Below are 18,527 nucleotides of genomic sequence, written 5' to 3' on the forward strand. Positions count from 1 at the left end.
GTCACAGGATCTGAACCCGGTATTCCCGAAGCCACTGGTCCACTTGAACTAGGTAGGCGTAGAGCTGGGGGAGGCGCATCAGTTGCCCGAACCAGGGGATGTCGAATTCCCCTTCGGCCTGGAGCCATTTGTTCACCGACTCCCGGTGGATGAGTGGCAACAGGGGGGATGTGGGATCGGCGAGCACCTCTTGAAGGGCGCTTCGGCAGGCCCGGGCGAAATCGGGGTGATGGGTTTTCGGGAACGGGCTTTTTTTTCGCCAGAGCGCATCTTCGGGCAGGAGCCCCTTCATGGCCACGCGCAACAAGCCCTTTTCCCGTCCGCCGGCCATTTTTATCGACCAAGGCACATTCCACATATACTCGACCAAGCGGTGATCGCAAAAAGGCACCCGGACTTCTAGGCCGACCGCCATACTCATCCGGTCTTTGCGATCGAGGAGGACGGGCATCCAGTGAAAGAGATTCAAGTAAAACATTTCCCGAATCCGGGCATCCTGGGGATTCTCTCCCGGCAGCCTGGGCACCGCATCCAGGGCTTCGCGGTATCGCCGGCGCACGTATTGCTCAGGTTGCAAATGGTCCACGAGGTCCGGGTGGAGCACCGAGATTCTTTCCTGCATTTTCAATGACCAGGGAAACATATCTGCTTCAAGGGCCTCTTTTCGATGAAACCACGGATATCCGCCGAATACTTCATCGGCGCATTCGCCGGACAAAGCCACAGTGGCCTCTTTTTTGATCTCCCGGCAAAAGAGGAGCAGCGATGAGTCGACGTCTGTCATGCCTGGCAGATCCCTCGCCCGCACAGCCTCCCGCAGGGCGTCGGCCACGGCGCTGGGGGTCAGGGTGACGATCCTGCGATCAACCTGCAGAAAATCTGCCACTCGTTCTGCCCAAGGTCCGTCGGCGGTGGGTTGGAAGGCGTTGGGTTGGAAATACACGTTGTTATCCACATAATCAATAGAAAAGGTTCTCAGCGGCGGGCGGCCTTGCCGGCGAAAGGCCTGGGCGGCAAAAGCGGTGATGGCGCTGGAGTCCAGCCCCCCGGAAAGAAGTGCGCACACCGGCACGTCGGACATGAGCTGCCGCCCGACTGTGTCTTCGAGGAGATCCCGCACAGTAGCAATCGTAGTTTCCAGGTCGTCTTCGTGAGGACGGCTTTCCAGTTTCCAATACTGGCGGTGGTGGAGGCCCCTTCGATCAAAGAGCAAAGCCCATCCGGGCTTGACCTCATAGACGTTGCGGAATACGCCGTGGCCCGGAGTGCGTCCGGGTCCCAGGGCAAAAATTTCCGCCAGCCCCTCATTATCCACCTCGGGGCGCACGGCCGGGTGGGCGAGAAGGCCTTTCAGTTCTGATGCAAACACGAGGCCGTTCTCAAGAGGGGCGTAAAAGAGCGGTTTGACGCCGAGCCTGTCCCGGGCCAGGAACAATTCTTGTGCCTGTTCATCCCAAATTCCGATGGCATAGATCCCGTTGAACCGCTCGACACAGGCCGGGCCCCAGTGAGCGTAGGCGACGAGAACCACCTCGGTATCGCACCGCGTGGCGAAGGTGTAGCCCAGTCTTTCGAGTTGGCGCTGTAGTTCGGCCATGTTGTACAACTCCCCGTTGTACACGATGACCAAGGTGCGTTCTCCCTGACGCCGGATCATGGGCTGCGCCCCGCCCTCCGGGTCGATGATCGACAGCCTCCGGTGCGCCAATCCGGCCCGGTGGGACATCCAGATGCCTTCGGCGTCGGGGCCCCGCCAATATTGAACGTCGGCCATGGCTTTCAGCACCGGCCGCTGTCCGGTGATTTCCACATTCCAATCGATCCAACCGGCAATCCCGCACATGTCGTCCCTACCCCCTTCGGGCGCCTGGCATCACCAGGGCGATCGCCCAGTCTGTGGTAGGGTATGCGGGGTCATATCGATGGGTGACTCCGGGGGTGACGCGGGAAACCTGTTGCCCAGCGGGCGGGGTCAGGCGATGAACTTTGCAACGAGAAAGGCTACGCCGGCGGCGAGACCGCCTACCACCGTGGTTTGCCAGGCGCTTTTCCAGGGCTTCACGCCGGTGAATTTACCCTTGACAAAGCCGAAGATAAAGAGAGCGATTAGCGTGACGACCACCGAGATTATCAGGGCAGTCACAGGATTGGCCATCAGCATGTAGGGTGCCAGGGGGATGATGCCGCCGGCGATGTACGAGAGGCCGATGGTGAGGGAACTGTTTCGGGCCCGTTTGGGCTCGGGTTCTTCGAGACCCAATTCGAACTTCATCATGAAGTCGACCCACCGGCGGGGGTCCCGGCTCAGGGCGCGGATCACCGGCTCCGCTTCTTGCTCATTCAGCCCCCACTGAGTGAGGATGTCCCGGACTTCTTGTTTTTCCCGGTCGGGCAGCTCCACGACTTCCGTTCGTTCTCGTTCCAATTCGGCAAAATAATGTTCCCGGTCCGTTCGGGCCGCCAGGTAGCCCCCCAATCCCATGGCGATGGCTCCGGCGGCGATTTCTGCCACCCCTGCAGTCACGATCAACGTGGTGACAGAGACCGCTCCCGACAAGCCGGCCGCCAAGGCAAAGGGCACCGTGAGCCCGTCCGCCATGCCGATGACGATATCCCGAATGACGTCCGGAGCGGTAAAATGTTCTTCTACGTGCGCAGTTTGTTGGGCCGATTGCTCCATGGGGCGTTCTCCTCCGTCGCGATGCATGTATCCACATGATTCACATGGTGTCATTGTACCACGCGCCCGCTTTCAAGACACGGTCGCCCAAGGGGTAACGGCTGCCAAACATCTTGTGAAGAAGATGTGACAAAAAACCTTCCGGGGGCCGGTGATGCCCGGGAAGGTTTTGTCGAGGGCCGGAACAGGTTGTTTCTGTTCTTTTAGGCTTTTGCCGCTTGTTCGGGGGTGCGGCCCAACATTTCGGCGACCTGGGCGACGTCTTTGTCCCCCCGGCCGCTGAGGTTGACAATAATGATCTCGTCCTTTGGACGCTGGGCTGCCAGTTTGGTGGCATAGGCCACGGCGTGGCTCGACTCCAGGGCAGGAATAATCCCTTCGGTTTTGGATAAATTCAGGAAAGCATCCAGGGCCTCCTGATCGTTCACAGCGACGTACTGAGCCCGGCCAATGGCCTTGTAGTAGCTGTGCTCCGGTCCAACCCCGGGATAATCCAATCCGGCGCTGATCGACCAGCATTTTTCCGGGTCGGGCATGACATAGGAGCGGAATCCATGCAGCACGTCGACTTCCCCGACATTGAGGGGGGCGGCGTGATACCCCGTATCCAGGCCCTTACCGGCCGGTTCGACTCCGATGATTTTGACGGAAAGGTCCTCCACAAAGGGATAAAAGAGACCGATGGCGTTAGACCCGCCCCCAACCGCCGCCACCACATAATCCGGGAGCCGGCCTTCTTTCTCCAGGATCTGGGCCCTGGCTTCCTGTCCGATGACAGACTGAAAATGGCGGACCATCAAGGGGTAGGGGTGGGGCCCCACCGCCGACCCGAGCAGGTAAAAGCTGTCGGGGTGCCCGGCGAAATACATGAGTGCTTCGTCCACCGCTTCTTTCAGGGTGCGGTTCCCGGATGTGGCGGGGATGACCTTGGCCCCGAGCAACTCCATGCGGAAGACGTTGAGCGCCTGGCGCTTCATGTCCAGTTCGCCCATAAAAATCAAACATTCCAATCCCATGAGGGCCGCGGCGGTGGCGGTGGCCACCCCGTGCTGCCCGGCCCCGGTTTCGGCGATGATCCGCTTTTTCCCGAGGCGTTTCGCCAGCAGGATTTGGCCCAATGTGTTGTTGATCTTGTGGGCTCCGGTGTGGTTCAGGTCTTCCCGCTTGAGGTAGATCTTGGCTCCGCCCACCTGGTCCGACAGCCGCTTGGCGAAATACAGGGGGTTGGGCCGGCCCGCGTAGTCCTTGTAATAGGCCTGGAGCTCGGCGTTGAAGTCCGGGTCGTCTTTGTAACGGGCAAAGGCCTCGGCCACCTCGTCCAGCGCCTTTTGAAGCTCCGGCGGCACAAAGCTCCCCCCGAAAGTCTGATCCCCTTCACCAAAAATGCCAGTTTTCTCGTCCACTTTAAGAATGCTCAACGTCTCTCTCCTCCACTCTGCTCGCCTTTTCGCCGGGGCAAAAAGCGCCTCATGGTTCTATGGTATCAGATTGGCCCTGGGTTTGTCTGTGGTTTTGCGGTAACCTTTTATTGGTCGGGCGCGTCCTTCTGGTAACAACGCTCCAAGGGCGGCCTCAGCGGGGAGGGCGGAACCTGTGGACGAGGAAGAGCGCCGGGAACAATTGGTCCGATGGATGCGGGAACACGGTGAAGCGGTGTTGCACCTGGCGTATTTTTACGTCCGAGACCGCCATATGGCGGAGGATGTGTTTCAAGACACGTTTCTGCGCGTGTATTCAGAGATGGATAAACTGCGGGATGAAGGGGCGGCCAAAACCTGGATCCTGCGGATCACCGCAAATCTGTGCCGAGACCGTTTTCGGTCCTGGGTGTATAAAAGGGTGCTTTTACCCGGCGACGAAAATCTGCCCCAGGGGATGGCCGCCTCTGCCGAGCAGGAGGCCGTGGCGTCTTTGGAGCGGCGCAGGCTGTTGGACCTTATGTTCCGTCTTCCCCTCATGGATCGCGAGGTGTTGATCTACCATTACTATTGCGAACTCAAAACGAACGAGATTGCCCAGGTTCTCCGCATTGATCCCGGTGCAGTGCGGGTGAGGTTGCACCGGGCCCGGCGGCGGTTGAAAGACATGTTGCGCGAGGAGGGATCGGCGGATGAACGACGATCTCACGCGGAAGCTGGAACAGATGGCTGAGGATGCCCGTAAAACGGTGTTTCGCGGGTGGGGAGTGTCTGAGGATCTCATCGAGCGGACGTTAGCCCGGGTAGAAGCGCGCAACAGACGGCGTTCGCGATGGGCGGCACGGTGGCTGTTGGGGGTGGCGAGCGTTTTGCTCGCACTCGCCGGGGTGGGGGCGGCGACGCTCTCTATGCTCAGACAGCCGTTCGGCCGAGATGTGGGCCAGCCGGCCATTGAGTCCGTAACAACTCCTCCGGCCGGGGCGGGGGGAGCCAACCAAACTGAGGAGCGGGTGAACAGTGAGCCGGCGGCGACCACGGCAGCCGTGGATATCGCCCCTCCTCAGCCCCACGCGGCGATCGACCCGGCGGTTCTTCCGGTGGCCCGGGATGTGGTGAGCCGAAGCCTCGTCCCGGTGGTTCTTCCGGGAGTAGTGCCGAGACCCGCCGTCCCGGGATTGACCGGGAGCGAGGGGCGGGTGAAGGTGACGGACCAAATTCTTGGGAGCGGCTACTTGGTGGAGGCGGGGTGGTTAAACGGGGGGGAGCCGGATTCAACCCCCATTTCTGAAGCGAACCGGCTGGTGTCCTTTGGAGGCACGCGGCGGGATGCGGCCCCGACGACCTTTCTCGACACGGTGAGAGATCGGCTGGCCGCCGTGGATCCAGTGGTTTTGGATGGCGGTTTTCCGGCCCGGCGCTTGGTGTTGAAAGATACCGGAGGAGATGTCGTCACATGGAGCGCCGGAGGATGGACCTACGTAACGGCTGGTTTATTTCGGGGCCGCCCCGGGGATGTGGCGGTTACGGAGGCCAGCCGTTTGGCTAAAGATCTGGCCTCGGGGGCGCCGGTGGCGCCTGGCGCGGCCCAGGGCACGATTCAGGTGCTCGATTTGGGCAACCGGCCCACCGTAGAAGTGAATTGGACCTACGGCGGCAAGGTGTGGTACTCCGTATCCGGCACTTCGGTGGCGGAGGTCCTGAGCGTGGCCCGGTCGATGCGCCCGGTGCCCCCTGCGTCGGCACCCCGGATGAAGGTGCCGTTTGTCGAGGAGTGGAAGGATCTGTCCCGGCAGCCCGGGCCGCCGGCGCTCTTCTCTCCCCCGGCTCCCGCCGTTCGCCTGTCCCAAGGGGTGGCCGCCGACCGGCAGTGGTTGGCTTCCCACGGAGTTCACCTCGGAGCTTGGGCGCGGGAGGACCATACAGGCAGTCGACTTTACGTGACGGGTGCGATGGTGGCGGATGTCACCTTTGAACGGGGAACGTTGGTGGTGGCTGTGACGAAAACCCCTCACGGTGAAGGAGCTGAAAGTGTCATCTGGAGCAACTACTGGGTGCCGGTTACACAATCGATCCGGGTGGTGGATGACGCGGGACGAGTGTTGGTGGAGATTCCTGTATCCCCATGAATCCGGGACGGGGCGTTTACGCGCCGGACGTTCCGGTTGTGGATAGACGGTACAACCTCTCGGCAGGAAAAAAGGGGGCCTGGTGGCCCCCTTTACGCGAGGGACGGGTTCTTGTATGCTAGAAACAGTTGTACAATATGAACACATGTACAAGATTCGGACGTTCCGCCGGGAGGTGAGCCTGTGAAGGTCGGCGATTGTTATACACCGGGTGCGGCAATTCTGGCCCCGGGTGACACCTTGGCGGACGTGATGAGAGCGTTTTTGCGTCACCGCCTGGATATCGCCTGTGTCCTGAACGATCGCGGCCATCTGGACGGCATTGTCAGCAAGTACGCCCTTTATCGCGCTTTGCTAGCCGGCGCGGGCCTGGATTCACCGGTCGGGTCCTTGGTGCGTCGGGACGTGGTGGTCCTGCGCATGGAAGATTCCCTGGAGTCGGCCAAGGACACCCTTCTTCACAGCGGGGTGGGTCACGGCGTGGTGGTGGACCGGGAGGGGCAGGTCTGTGGGGTGATGGGCAAATCGGACATTATCCGCGGCTTTTTGCTTGACACGGAGATGCGCGCCCAGCAAGTGACGGTTCTGCTGGATCACTTGCAGGAAGCGGTGGTGTTCATCGACCGGGAACAGCGGGTTCAGGCGATGAACCAGGCGGCGGAAGCCCTTTTTCACGTGGACAAAGATGTGGTCTTGGGCACCCCGGTGGCCAAATGGTTGCCCGAGTTGGCGGGGGTGGTGGCGGACGCCGTGGAGCGCTCGATCGCCCTTCCGGCCGGACGGTTGGAAATTGGCGATACGGTCACTCTCACGTCCGTGTCGCCCATCGGGGGGAGCCGGAATGCTGCGGGGGCAATGGCGGTAATTCGGGATATCACCACGTTGGAGGCCATTGCTGAGGAATTGGAAACGACAAAAAATCTTCAGCACACCCTTCAGCACGCCGTGGCCTTGTCCTATGATGGAATTGCCGTGGTGGACCCGGAGGGCCGGATTACCGTGGCCAACGACGCCCTGGCCGAGATTCTCGACGCCGACCGGGAGAGTTTGGTGGGGCGGCCGTGGGGGGAGGCGGTTCCCGATGTCTCCCTTCGACGAGTCCTGGAGGGGCGGGAAGTGGAAGGGCAGGTGTATACGCTCCGGGGCAGGCCATGTCTGATCACCCAAGAACCCATCGAACGCTCGGGTAAATGCGTCGGGGCGATCATCAAGGTGATCTGGCGCCGCCTGGACGAATGGCGGGATCTTTTCCGCAGGCTCGAACAGTTAGAGCGGGAGGTCAATTACTACCGGGGCGAGTGGCAGCGGTCCCATCGATCCTCCTCGGCTTTTGATGCCATTGTCGGCCGGGACACGGCTATGGAAGCGCTCAAACGCGAGGCCCGTCTCGCGGCCAGCACCACTTCCACCGTGCTGATCACCGGGGAGAGCGGAACCGGGAAAGAACTTTTTGCCCGGGCGATCCACCAGGAGTCGGGACGTCCCGGGGCTTTTGTGGCTGTCAATTGCGCCGCGGTGCCGGCGGAGTTGTTGGAGTCGGAATTCTTCGGTTATGTGGAAGGCGCATTCACCGGGGCGCGCCGGGGTGGAAAACCGGGAAAGTTTGAATTGGCCGACCGAGGGACCCTGTTCTTGGACGAGATCGGGGACATGCCCTTGGCCCTGCAGAGCAAGTTGCTGCGTTTCTTGCAGGAGCAGGTGTTTGAGCGGGTGGGGGATGTCCGCCCTCGACAGGTGGACGTCCGGATCATCGCCGCAACACATCAGGATCTGGAAGAGATGGTACGAAACGGGCTGTTTCGGGAGGATTTGTACTACCGCATTCATGTCGTTCATTTGAAGATTCCGCCGCTCCGAGACCGGCTGGGGGATCTGCCGCTTTTATGTCAAGCCCTGATTCAAAAATTGAATGGCAAACTCAACCGGCAAGTGAAGGGCGTGTCCCCGGAGGCTTTTGAGCGGCTCCGGGCCTACTCCTGGCCGGGGAATGTCCGGCAGTTGGAAAATGTCCTGGAGCGGGCGATGAACCTCGGGGTGTCGGATATGATCGACGTGGCAGATCTCCCCAAGGAGATGCGGGGGGTAAATTCGCGAATTTCCCGTACTCCGGAACCGGCCGGGGCGGAAGGGCCGCCCAGGCCCCGGGGCCGCAGTCGCGAAGCGTGGGAGAAGGAATGGGTGCTTGGCGCCCTGGAAGAAGCAGGTGGAAATCGCACCCGGGCCGCTCAAATCCTCGGAATCAGCCGGTCGACCTTGTATCATAAACTGCGAAAATACAGGATTGAAGAGGAAGTTCGTTTTCGCCTCGGCGCAACATGATGGAGGGATGCGCGGTGAAACATGTGGTGAAAGGCTTTGAACACGTGCCGGGCGTTCATTGTGGGTCGACGGCTTTGGCCGATGTGCTGAGGTTTTATGGCCTCCCGTTGGACGAAGCCGCATGTTTTGGCCTCGGGTCGGGATTGGATTTTATCTATGTGGAATCGGACCAACTATCCCCGACCCGCTTTTTTAATGGACGGACGCCATCTTTGGAGCCTACGTTGTTTCAACATCTGGGACTTGATGTGGATTGGAATCGTTCGGAAACCTTTCCCTGGTCAGCCATCCGGCAGTACGTGGCCCGGGATATTCCGGTATTTGTGCTCACCGATTTGTATTATCTGGATTACTACAAGACCAAGACCCACTTTTCCCTCCACGGCGTGTTGGTGGTCGGATTTGACGACGAACGGGGGGTCTGCCTCACGGCGGATACGGACCGTGAAGGGATTCAAGAAACTTCCATCGAGTCGCTCCGTCTGGCCATGTCTTCCACCGAAGGGGCAGTCCCCCTTTCTTACCCGTGGTTCGCGGTGGAGGCGTTTCCGGAGGTCGACCTCTCCCGGGCGGCCCGCCGGGCCATCGCCCGGACTGCTTCCCGGATGGTCAGTCCGCCGGATGCAAGTACGGGGATTCCCGCCATGGAGCGGTTTGTGGAGGGCCTCCCTGACTGGGGGGAACTTGCCGATTGGAAATGGGCGGCGCGGTTCGGATACCAGGTGATCGAGCGCCGGGGCACCGGGGGCGGTGCCTTCCGGGCGATGTACGCGCGGTTCCTCTCCGAGGCCCAGTCGCGGTTCGGCGTGGAGGAACTTCGGGAGCTCCAGGCGTCATGGCGAATGGAGCGCATCGCCGGCGGATGGCGGGAGTTGGGCAAGGAATTTCGCCGGATCAGCGAAGGTCAACAGCCGAAGTTCGCCGCTGCGGCGGTCTTGGCCCGGGAGCTGTTGGAGCAGGAGCGCCAGTTTTTCCAGGATCTGTATTGCCGTTTTGTCCCGGGGCCGTGATCGGGCTGAATCGGCACGATTCTTGCTTAGGAATTCTCTCGGGCATGTCCAGAAGTCTCCAGCGAACCCCGGGGGTGAAGGCCGGGCCACCGGCGCCCGGCTGCGGTTGTTCAAAGGACGGCTCGTATGATAAATAAACAAGTGTACAGGATTTCGAACAGGTGATGCACGATCGAAGGAGGAGGTTTGGCACTGTGACCTTTCGTAAAATTCTCGTCGCGAACCGCGGGGAGATTGCTCGGCGGATCTTTAGAACCTGCAGGACCATGGGGATCCAGACGGTGGCCGTGTACTCCGAGGCGGACAAGGGTGCGGTTCACGTTCGAGAGGCCGATGAGGCCGTGTATATTGGCCCCCCTCCCGCCGCCCAGAGCTATCTCAATATGGACGCCGTCATCCGGGCGGCCAAAGAAACCGGCGCGGAAGCTGTTCACCCCGGTTTTGGATTTTTATCGGAAAACGGGGATTTTGCAGAACGGTGCCAGAGGGAGGGACTGGTGTTTATTGGCCCGTCACCCGAAGTCATCCGGGCCATGGGCAGCAAAATCGAGGCCAGGCGGCGGATGCAGGCGGCGGGTGTTCCCGTGGTGCCAGGTACCGAACGTCCGGTAGACACTTTGGAAGAAGCGATGGAGGCTGCAGAAGGGATCGGATATCCGCTGATGGTCAAAGCCAGCGCCGGCGGGGGCGGGATCGGGATGAGCCGGGTGGAGACACCGGAAGAACTGAAAAAAACCTTTGAGTCCACCCGAGCCCGTGCGGTAAATTTTTTTGGGGATGGAGCGTTATTTCTGGAAAAGTGGGTGGAGGGGCCCAGGCATATTGAGGTTCAGGTGGCGGCCGACGCCCACGGGAACGCGGTTCACCTATTCGAACGGGAATGTTCGGTTCAGCGCCGACACCAAAAAGTGGTGGAAGAAAGTCCGTCCCCCTTCTTGAACGACGCGATGCGGGAGCGCCTGACGGCGGCGGCCCTGCGGGGGGCCACGGCCATCGGCTATCGCAACTTGGGTACCATGGAATTCCTCTTTGATGCGAAAGGCAACTTCTATTTTTTGGAGATGAATACCCGGCTTCAAGTCGAACATCCGGTGACGGAGCTGATCACAGGGCTGGATTTGGTGGAGTGGCAGATCCGGATCGCCGCCGGAGAAAGGTTGCCTGTTCTGGAGACGCCCGCCCGGCTTGGGGCGGCGGTGGAGTGCCGGGTGTACGCGGAAGACCCCGTCCGTTTTCTGCCTTCACCAGGGACCATTACCGCCTTGGCGTGGCCCGAGGGGGTCAGGGTGGATACCGGGGTGGAGCAAGGGTCTGCTGTGACGCCGTTTTACGATCCGATGATCGCCAAGATCATCGCCCACGGGTCCACCCGGGAGGAGGCCCTGGCACGCATGGAACGAGCCTTGTCCGAAACCAGGATTGAAGGTATTAAAACGAATCTTCCATTCCTGTTGGAGGTGATGCGGAACCCTGAGTTTCGGCGGGGAAGCTATGATACGGGACTCGTCCAAAACATGCAAAACGGCAAGGCGTGAGGGGCTTTCATCTCGGTTGTTTCTGATCATTGCGCGCAGTCGAAAAAAGGGGGGCGAATCCAGTATGGCTGAAGTGAAGGCGAGTATGGGCGGCACGGTGTGGAAGGTTTTGGTCAAACCCGGGGATGTGGTGGAAGCGGGTCAGGACGTTGTAATTCTGGAATCGATGAAAATGGAAATTCCGGTCACGGCTGAATCCGGGGGCAAAGTGGTGGAAGTGTGCAAGGGCGAGGGCGAATTCGTGCAAGAAGAGGAAACCCTGGTTCGCCTGGAGCCGTAACACTTAGCCCGCCACGGGCCAGGGGTCCGGCGGGAAGATGATCGGGAGTCGGGGGGAGACGGCGGTGGCAGAAGAGAATCGCGACAATGAAATCCGGGATCCGGTTTTGGTGGAGACCGACGGCCCGGTGGCGATGGTGATCTTGAATCGACCAGAGGCCATGAACGCCCTGAATTTTGAAACCCTGGTTTATCTTGGCGATATCGTTGAAGATCTGCGGGGGCGGAGAGATATCCGGGCGGTGATCTTTACCGGAAGAGGGCGTGCCTTTTGCGTCGGGGCCGATCTTAAAGAGAGGCGTACCCTGGATGAGTGGCAGGTTCGGCGAAACGTTCGTAAAATCCGCGACGTGTTCACGGCAGTGGAGCGTTTGCCCCAGCCGACCATCGCGGCGATTCACGGCTATGCCTTTGGCGGAGGATTTGAATTGGCACTTGCGTGCGATTTCCGCTTTGCGTCAGAGGAGACGGTCATGGGACTCACGGAGACGAGTCTGGCGATCATTCCCGGGGCCGGGGGCACTCAGCGGCTGCCGCGGTTGATCGGTCCCATGCGGGCCAAGGAATTGATCTTTACGGCCAGGAGGATTCGGGCCCCAGAGGCCTACGATCTGGGGATTCTCACCGGGTTCGGGTCCGATCCGGTGGCCGAGGCCCGGCGACTGGCCAAAGAGATCGCCGAGAACGGGCCCTTAGCCGTTGCCCAGGCAAAATTCGCCATCGACCGCGGTCTGGATGCCAGTCTCGCGACTGGGCTGGAGATCGAGTCGTCGGCCTACGAGGTGCTGATCCCGACCCGGGACCGGGTGGAAGCGCTGGAGGCCTTTAAGGAGAAACGCCCACCCCGCTTCCGGGGGGAGTGAGGAGATGGCGTTGGTTTCAGCGGGCATGTCCACGAGAGGGAATCATGGAGACCTCGGCCTAGCCGGGGTTTTTTCGCGCCGGTTACAGTCCTGGCCGGGCCCGGGTTTGCGTTGCAGAGTGGGGAATCCAAACAGGGCAAGAGAAAACCCTTGACGAATCCTAGAAGGTGGAGAGAAAAAGCGACGCGGCCCGGTGGTCCATGCTGCGGGCATACGGCCCTGCGGGGCGTGAGGTTGCCCGGGACGACCGGGAATGGGGGATGGGTGATGGCGATCGGGATTAAAGGCAAGGTGTTAGGGCTGTTCTCGTTGGTGATTATTCTGGGTACGGCGGCGATGGGTACATTTGCGTCGTGGATGATGTCCGCCGAGGTGGAGCAATCGTCAACCCAGAAACTGACGTCCGATTTGAAGATGGTCCGTGTTTTGATCGATGCTCGGCTCCCCGGCGAATGGTCAATACGAGATGGGCAATTGTATAAGGGTGAACGTCCGGTGGCGGGTGCCAGCACCGTGGTGGATCAGGTGGCCGGGGCGACGGGTGACGTCGTCACACTGTTTCAGGGCGATACCCGGGTTGTCACCAGTGCCAAATCCGCCGGGGGAGCTCCAGCAACCGGAACGAAGGCGGCTCCAGAGGTGGTGCAGGCTGTTCTTCAGGGCAACCAATCCTTCACGGGTTATGCGGACGTATTGGGACAGCGTCAGGCCACTGCTTATGAGCCGCTCAAAGACGCCCGGGGGCAAACGATTGGGATGCTTGGCGTGAGCCTTCCCATGGATCTTTACCGCCAGTTGGAGCGGGATTTTCAGCTGAAGGTGTTGCTTTTTGGAATTGCGGGACTGGCGGTGGCGATTGCGGTTTCATGGTGGGTGGCGGACCGCATGGCCAAGCCCCTGGTTCAAGCGACGGCGGTGGCCCGGCGGGTGGCGGAAGGCGATTTGGAGGTCGAGGAGATCAGCCACAGGTCGAAGGATGAGCTCGGGGTGTTGGTGGCAAGCCTGAATGGCATGGTGAGCAGTCTTCGGGCCCTGATCAAAAAAGTGAGCCACACCGCGGAACAGGTGGCGGCCGCCTCCCAGCAGCTTTTCGCCAGTTCCGAGCAGATGGTGGATCTCACCCATCACATTGCGGAAAAAATTCAGCAGGTGGCGGGCGGCTCCCAGACCCAGTTGAGACAATCGGAGGAGAGCGCCACGGCGGTGAGCGAAATGGCGGCGGGCACCCAGCGCATCGCGGAGTCGGCAACCCTCGTGTCGGAGTCCTCTTTGGAGACGGCATCCCGGTCCGAGGCGGGGAACGAGCGGGTACAGGGCGCCGTTCGGCAGATGGATGCCATCGGACGGTCGGTTCAGGAGTCGGCCAAGGCCATTGCATTGTTGAATGAACGGTCGAAACAGATTGGCCAAATTGTCGAAGTGATCTCAGGGATCGCGGCCCAAACCAATCTGTTGGCGCTCAACGCCGCCATTGAAGCGGCCCGGGCCGGGGAACACGGGCGGGGGTTTGTGGTGGTGGCGGACGAGGTCCGAAAATTGGCGGAGCAGTCAAAGGGCTCGGCGGACGAGATCGCCAGGCTCATTGAGTCGATTCAGGCGGACACCGGTCATTCGGTGGAAGCTATGGACACGGTGACCCGGGAAGTTCGCTCGGGCATTGAAGCCGTTCAAGAGGCGGGGCGGGAATTCGAACACATCTTAACAGCGGTGCGGCGGGTGGCCGACCAAATTCAAGAGATCTCGGCCGCCACCGAGGAACTCTCCGCCGGTGCCCAAGAGATTTCCGCAACGGTCAGCCACATGGCCAAGATTGCCGAGGGGGCGATGGAGACAACTTCCCGGGCGGCGGAAGCCTCGGAGGAGCAATTGGCCGCGATGGAACAGGTTTCGAGCGCTGCCCAGTCTCTCAGTCGGACGGCCCAGGAATTGCAGGAGATGATTCATCGATTCAAGTTTTGACCGGTTACGGGTGATCACGGGGACGCTGGGAGGATGGCGGGGCCGTGAGAGGGTCCGCAGCGGCCCTGATCCCGCCATGCTTCCCCGGTTGAGGCTGCACGGCGTTTGACGGAATTCTTTACGGACATTTATAATTAATTAGTAAGAAAACGGGTGTGCGAGCTCATGGGTTGTGAGAGCTCAGGGCGCCAAACTTTTTGATAGAGCGAGGTGGCCTCCCCAGGATGGGGATGATCATTGGACACACCTGGTAGTTTGTTCATCAAGATTCTGGCAGTTTTCGGCCTGGTATTGGTGAACGCCTTCTTTGTGGCGGCGGAATTTGCACTGGTAAAAGTCCGCTCAACGCGGTTGCAGCAGTTGGCGGCGGAGGGACACTTGCGGGCTCGTTTCGCCCAACGGGTGGTCTCCAAACTGGATGCGTATTTGTCGGCGACCCAGCTGGGGATTACGCTGGCGTCCCTGGGGCTCGGCTGGTTGGGTGAACCGGCGGTCGCGAGTTTGTTGCGTCCTTTGTTTGCTCTGACCGGATTGCCGGAGTCGATCGTGCACACGGTCGCTTTCGCCGTCGCGTTTTCCCTCATCACCTTATTGCACATCGTGTTAGGAGAGTTGGCCCCCAAGTCCCTCGCCATACGACTTGCAGAGTCAACGGCGTTGTGGACGGCTCTTCCCCTTGCTTATTTTTACAAGATCATGTATCCCGCCATCTGGGTGCTCAATTCTTTTGCTAACCTACTCCTGCGCTGGATCGGGATCGAACCCGTCGTCTCCGGGCACCAGGCGGCGTACTCGGAGGAAGAGTTGTTGCTCTTGGTGTCGGAAAGCCATCGAAGCGGACTGATCGACAGCACGGAGAAAGCTCTCATGGACAATATTTTCCATTTCTCCGATCGCGTGGCCCGGGAGATCATGGTGCCGAGGACGGATATGGTCTGCTTGTACCTCGACCGTTCAGTGGAAGAGAATTTTGAAATCGCCCGGGAAAACCGGCACACTCGTTATCCTGTGGCGGTGGAAGACAAAGACCACATTGTGGGCTTTATCCACGTCTCAGACCTGTACGTCCAGGGGCTGCAAGCGGGACAAAAGGACCTGCATGGTTTCATCCGCGAGGTGCTCCGGGTGCCGGAGTCGATGGAGATCAGCCGAGTTCTGCGGCTGATGCAAAAACATCGCGGCCAGATCGCCGTGGTGGTGGATGAGTACGGAGGTACGGCGGGGTTGATTTCTTTGGAAGATATTTTGGAGGAGATCGTCGGAGAGATCCAGGACGAGTTTGATGAGGAGCGGCCTCCAGTGGAAACGGTGGGCGATGTGACCTACGTGGACGGCCGTGTGTTGGTGGAAGATATTAACGACATGTTCGGCCTGGAAATCGACGATTCCGAAGTGGATTCAATTGGAGGCTGGGTGGCCGCTCAGTTGGAAGGGAATCCCCAGGTAGGGAAATCGGTGACCGTAGACGAGTATGTGTTTGAGATAACGGAAGTCGACAACCTCCGGGTGAACCGCTTGCGGATTCAGCAAATTCCGGTTCAATCCCAAGTCGAAGGGTAGGCAGAGAGCAGTTCAGCAAGAGCGGTTGGCGGTCTCTTCTGTCTTCGACGCGTGCACCCCCGATTCCGCCGAACTTGAGGCAGCATCGGGGGTTTTGCCGTGATCTTGTGTCTGGACACAATTCTGTCGAAAGCCGGGGAGCGAAGGGCTGGTCCAGAGAACATCCTTCGCATTGTTTCTGTGATAAAATATAACAGATGCGTCCCTGGGGGCGCGGACCGATCCCGGGGAGGTGTAGACTGTGAAGGTGATTTTCATTCAGTACGGGATGGGTGTGGATCTTCACGGACAGGATGTCACCACGGCCTCCATTCGGGCGGTGCGGGATGCGATCCATCGGAATTCCATGCCTGGACTCCGGGGGGTGATTCCCTCCGGCGACCTCAAAGACATGATCGTTCGGGTGAAATTGGGTGTTCCGATTGATCCAGCTCAAGTAGATACGGAGCGGGTTCGAGCGGAATTCCCATATGGACGCGTTGAAATCCAGGCGGTGCCCGGCGGGCTGGCGACGACGAGTGGTGTGATGTTGACCGAGCAGGGTGACCGCAATGATTTGGCCTATATTGTAGTGGCTGCAGTCGAGGTCGGCTTCGAGGAGGGAGTTTAAAGAATGTCTTACAGTGTTGCCGTGAAGGATGAACGGCCTCGGGTCACCTTGTATACCAGCAGTTTTTGCGGCAAATGTCGATTTGCCCGGGAATTCCTGAATCGCCTCGGGATCCCTTTCGAAGAGGTTCCCGTGTACACGCCGGGGGTTGTGGAGGAGCTGTTGAGCCGAACCGGCATGATGGCCGCCCCGACGTTGCGCGTAGGACAGGATTACGTAACGGGCTATGATCCGGGACGTTTTACCTTGGCGCTCATCAAGAATGGTTGGATTGAGGACAAGGAGGACGACTGACAGCATCCTGGCGGCTGATGGGGGCGTTACCCGAATGTAGGCCGGTCGCTGTAGGGGCAGGGGTGGGCCGGAGGGGGAGGGGTGCGGGTGAACAGAGAGAAAGAGACCTTCGAATTCGATTCGCGCCTGGAATTCGGCGAGGAGTTGCCCACATTATTGGCGGTGATTTGTCGATTAACCCAGGCCAAGAGAGGGTGGATTACCCTTCGGACGCCGGGCGGTATCTGTAAACGAGTGGCTGCGGTGGACATGCCTGAAAGCCAGAGGCCGGAAGACGGGGGTGCCGAGATGGAGCACGGCGGATGTCCGTGTTGTTCCGAAAGCGAAGCTCTGCCCCCCGCAACCGCCACCTTTATAACCTGCACGCAGCATCAAGATGAAAAAGGGAGGCCTTGGGTCCACGCTTGCATTCCTCTCTGGGTGGATGGGCATTACGCCGGGACGATGAATCTCCTTCTCGCCGACGGAGAACCTTCCTTCGGTCCGGACAGTGAGCTTTTGACCATGGTTCGCCGGCTCATTGAGAGTGTCCTGGAACGAAAGCGCCTCGAGGAGCGGTTGCGTCGCTCCGCGGATTATGACTCATTGACCGGTGTATACAACCGCCGGCGATTTCAGGAAAAGCTGGCGGATATCCTGAATCGGACGGACCGGGGGACCTTACTCTTTATCGATTTTGATAATTTTAAGGCGATCAATGACAACTTGGGACATCGAGCCGGAGACAAACTGTTGGGCGAATTGATCGGATCCCTGCGCGGGGTTGTGGAGGGGCGCGGGTTTTTAGGCCGAATCGGCGGCGATGAGTTCGCTTTGTTCCTGCCGGAAGCCACAATTGAAGAGGCCAAGGTGCTGGGAGCGGCCATTGAACGGGTCTTTCGCCGCCATCGGGTGCTGTTGGATGGACGGCGGGTGATCATGACGGCCAGCATCGGGATCGCCGAGTTTCCCACCTCCGGATCGACGGTGGAACAGTTGTTGGCCCGGGCGGACACAGCCATGTACACCGCAAAACGGACCGGCGCCCATGTGCATGTGTATGACCCCTTCCAGCTAGAAGAAGTGGCCACCACCCAAGAGCTCCTGTGGACGACGCGGATTCGGGAGGCGCTGGAAGGGGACGGGCTGTTGCTTTACGCCCAGCCGATCCGGGAACTCCGGTCCGGATCCGTTTCCCGATACGAGTTGTTGCTCCGGATGCGGGGCGACAACGGGGAACTCATCAGCCCCAAAGCGTTTCTGGGCGTGGCGGAAAAAACGGATCTTATTCACCGCATCGATCTATGGGTCGTGAAAGAAGCGATCCGGCTGTTGGAACAGATGTGCCCGTACCATTCTGACATTTGTTTTCACGTCAATCTATCTGCAAAAATTTTCACGGATCCCTCATTTCCGACTTGGTTATCCGGACAACTCAGCCGCAGTCGGGTGGAGGCATCCCGGCTGCTTTTTGAAATCACGGAAACAGCGGCGATTGAGGATTACGTCCGGGCGCGGGAGTTTATTCACAAAGTCCGGGCAATGGGATTTCGTTTCGCCTTGGATGATTTTGGAATCGGATTTTCGTCACTGTACTCGCTGAAATATCTTCCACTCGATGTGCTGAAGATCGACGGCGTGTTCATCCAGGATCTCGTTCATAGCCGGGTCGATCAATCCCTGGTGAAGGGGTTGACCATCTCCATGCGGGAATTGGGGATTCAAACGGTGGCGGAGTTCGTAGAAGATGAAGAGACGGTGGAGATCCTCCAAAAGTACGGTGTGACTTATGCCCAAGGTTTTCACATCGGCAGGCCGATGCCGATCCCGGAGATTCTCGATCAGCCGGCATGATCAGACCTGGTCCCGTCATTCTGCGACGGGGCCTTTTTTCA

15 protein-coding genes are annotated in these 18,527 nt (G+C 59.7%); 12 read left to right on the forward strand and 3 right to left on the reverse strand.

The features are described from left to right. Position 1: 1 nt before the first annotated feature. The 3 genes from asnB to trpB form a co-directional block, all read right to left on the reverse strand. Positions 2 to 1,843 (reverse strand): asparagine synthase (glutamine-hydrolyzing), encoded by a 1,842-nt coding sequence (asnB, locus tag CVV65_RS02955; RefSeq protein WP_100666871.1) that lies wholly within the window; start codon positions 1,841 to 1,843, stop codon positions 2 to 4. 129 nt (positions 1,844 to 1,972) lie between these two features. Then, entirely contained in the window at positions 1,973 to 2,680 is a 708-nt protein-coding gene (locus tag CVV65_RS02960) for a VIT1/CCC1 transporter family protein (RefSeq protein ID WP_100666872.1), read from the reverse strand. A 203-nt stretch (positions 2,681 to 2,883) separates the two neighbouring features. Then, entirely contained in the window at positions 2,884 to 4,092 is a 1,209-nt protein-coding gene (gene trpB / locus CVV65_RS02965) for a tryptophan synthase subunit beta (RefSeq protein ID WP_407928402.1), read from the reverse strand. A 181-nt stretch (positions 4,093 to 4,273) separates the two neighbouring features. Here trpB and CVV65_RS02970 point away from each other — a divergent pair, with 181 nt between their 5' ends. The 12 genes from CVV65_RS02970 to CVV65_RS03025 all read left to right on the forward strand — a co-directional run bounded on the left by CVV65_RS02970 (position 4,274) and on the right by CVV65_RS03025 (position 18,486). Then, the gene (locus CVV65_RS02970; protein WP_100666874.1) at positions 4,274 to 4,831 is read left to right on the forward strand and encodes a sigma-70 family RNA polymerase sigma factor; all 558 of its coding nucleotides are present in this window, start codon (positions 4,274 to 4,276) and stop codon (positions 4,829 to 4,831) included. Next, positions 4,791 to 6,224: a hypothetical protein gene (locus CVV65_RS02975; RefSeq protein WP_100666875.1), complete on the forward strand. Its 1,434-nt coding sequence runs from the start codon at positions 4,791 to 4,793 to the stop codon at positions 6,222 to 6,224. Before CVV65_RS02970 ends, CVV65_RS02975 begins: the two co-directional genes overlap by 41 nt. A 183-nt stretch (positions 6,225 to 6,407) precedes the next feature. Next, a complete protein-coding gene (locus CVV65_RS02980) occupies positions 6,408 to 8,543 on the forward strand; it encodes a sigma-54-dependent Fis family transcriptional regulator (RefSeq protein WP_100666876.1) in 2,136 nt (711 codons plus the stop codon). A 14-nt stretch (positions 8,544 to 8,557) separates the two neighbouring features. Then, positions 8,558 to 9,553, forward strand: coding sequence for a BtrH N-terminal domain-containing protein (locus tag CVV65_RS02985; protein ID WP_198592107.1), 996 nt, complete (start codon positions 8,558 to 8,560; stop codon positions 9,551 to 9,553). A 164-nt stretch (positions 9,554 to 9,717) separates the two neighbouring features. Then, positions 9,718 to 11,088, forward strand: coding sequence for an acetyl-CoA carboxylase biotin carboxylase subunit (locus CVV65_RS02990; RefSeq protein ID WP_100669131.1), 1,371 nt, complete (start codon positions 9,718 to 9,720; stop codon positions 11,086 to 11,088). A 64-nt stretch (positions 11,089 to 11,152) separates the two neighbouring features. Next, a complete protein-coding gene (locus CVV65_RS02995; protein WP_100669132.1) occupies positions 11,153 to 11,368 on the forward strand; it encodes an acetyl-CoA carboxylase biotin carboxyl carrier protein subunit in 216 nt (71 codons plus the stop codon). 37 nt (positions 11,369 to 11,405) lie between these two features. Next, on the forward strand, positions 11,406 to 12,230 hold the full coding sequence (locus tag CVV65_RS03000) for an enoyl-CoA hydratase-related protein (RefSeq protein WP_407928383.1): 825 nt from the start codon (positions 11,406 to 11,408) through the stop codon (positions 12,228 to 12,230). Between the two features lie 267 nt (positions 12,231 to 12,497). Further along, entirely contained in the window at positions 12,498 to 14,189 is a 1,692-nt protein-coding gene (locus tag CVV65_RS03005; RefSeq protein WP_100666878.1) for a methyl-accepting chemotaxis protein, read from the forward strand. A 237-nt stretch (positions 14,190 to 14,426) separates the two neighbouring features. After that, positions 14,427 to 15,749: a hemolysin family protein gene (locus tag CVV65_RS03010; protein ID WP_100666879.1), complete on the forward strand. Its 1,323-nt coding sequence runs from the start codon at positions 14,427 to 14,429 to the stop codon at positions 15,747 to 15,749. Positions 15,750 to 15,990: 241 nt separating this feature from the next. Next, a complete protein-coding gene (locus CVV65_RS03015) occupies positions 15,991 to 16,359 on the forward strand; it encodes a Lin0512 family protein (protein WP_100666880.1) in 369 nt (122 codons plus the stop codon). 3 nt (positions 16,360 to 16,362) lie between these two features. Next, the gene (locus tag CVV65_RS03020; RefSeq protein ID WP_100666881.1) at positions 16,363 to 16,653 is read left to right on the forward strand and encodes a glutaredoxin family protein; all 291 of its coding nucleotides are present in this window, start codon (positions 16,363 to 16,365) and stop codon (positions 16,651 to 16,653) included. Between the two features lie 87 nt (positions 16,654 to 16,740). Continuing rightward, positions 16,741 to 18,486: a putative bifunctional diguanylate cyclase/phosphodiesterase gene (locus CVV65_RS03025; RefSeq protein WP_133121203.1), complete on the forward strand. Its 1,746-nt coding sequence runs from the start codon at positions 16,741 to 16,743 to the stop codon at positions 18,484 to 18,486. Positions 18,487 to 18,527: the final 41 nt, after the last annotated feature.

The sequence above is a fragment of the Kyrpidia spormannii genome (genome assembly GCF_002804065.1).
Taxonomy (GTDB): domain Bacteria; phylum Bacillota; class Bacilli; order Kyrpidiales; family Kyrpidiaceae; genus Kyrpidia; species Kyrpidia spormannii.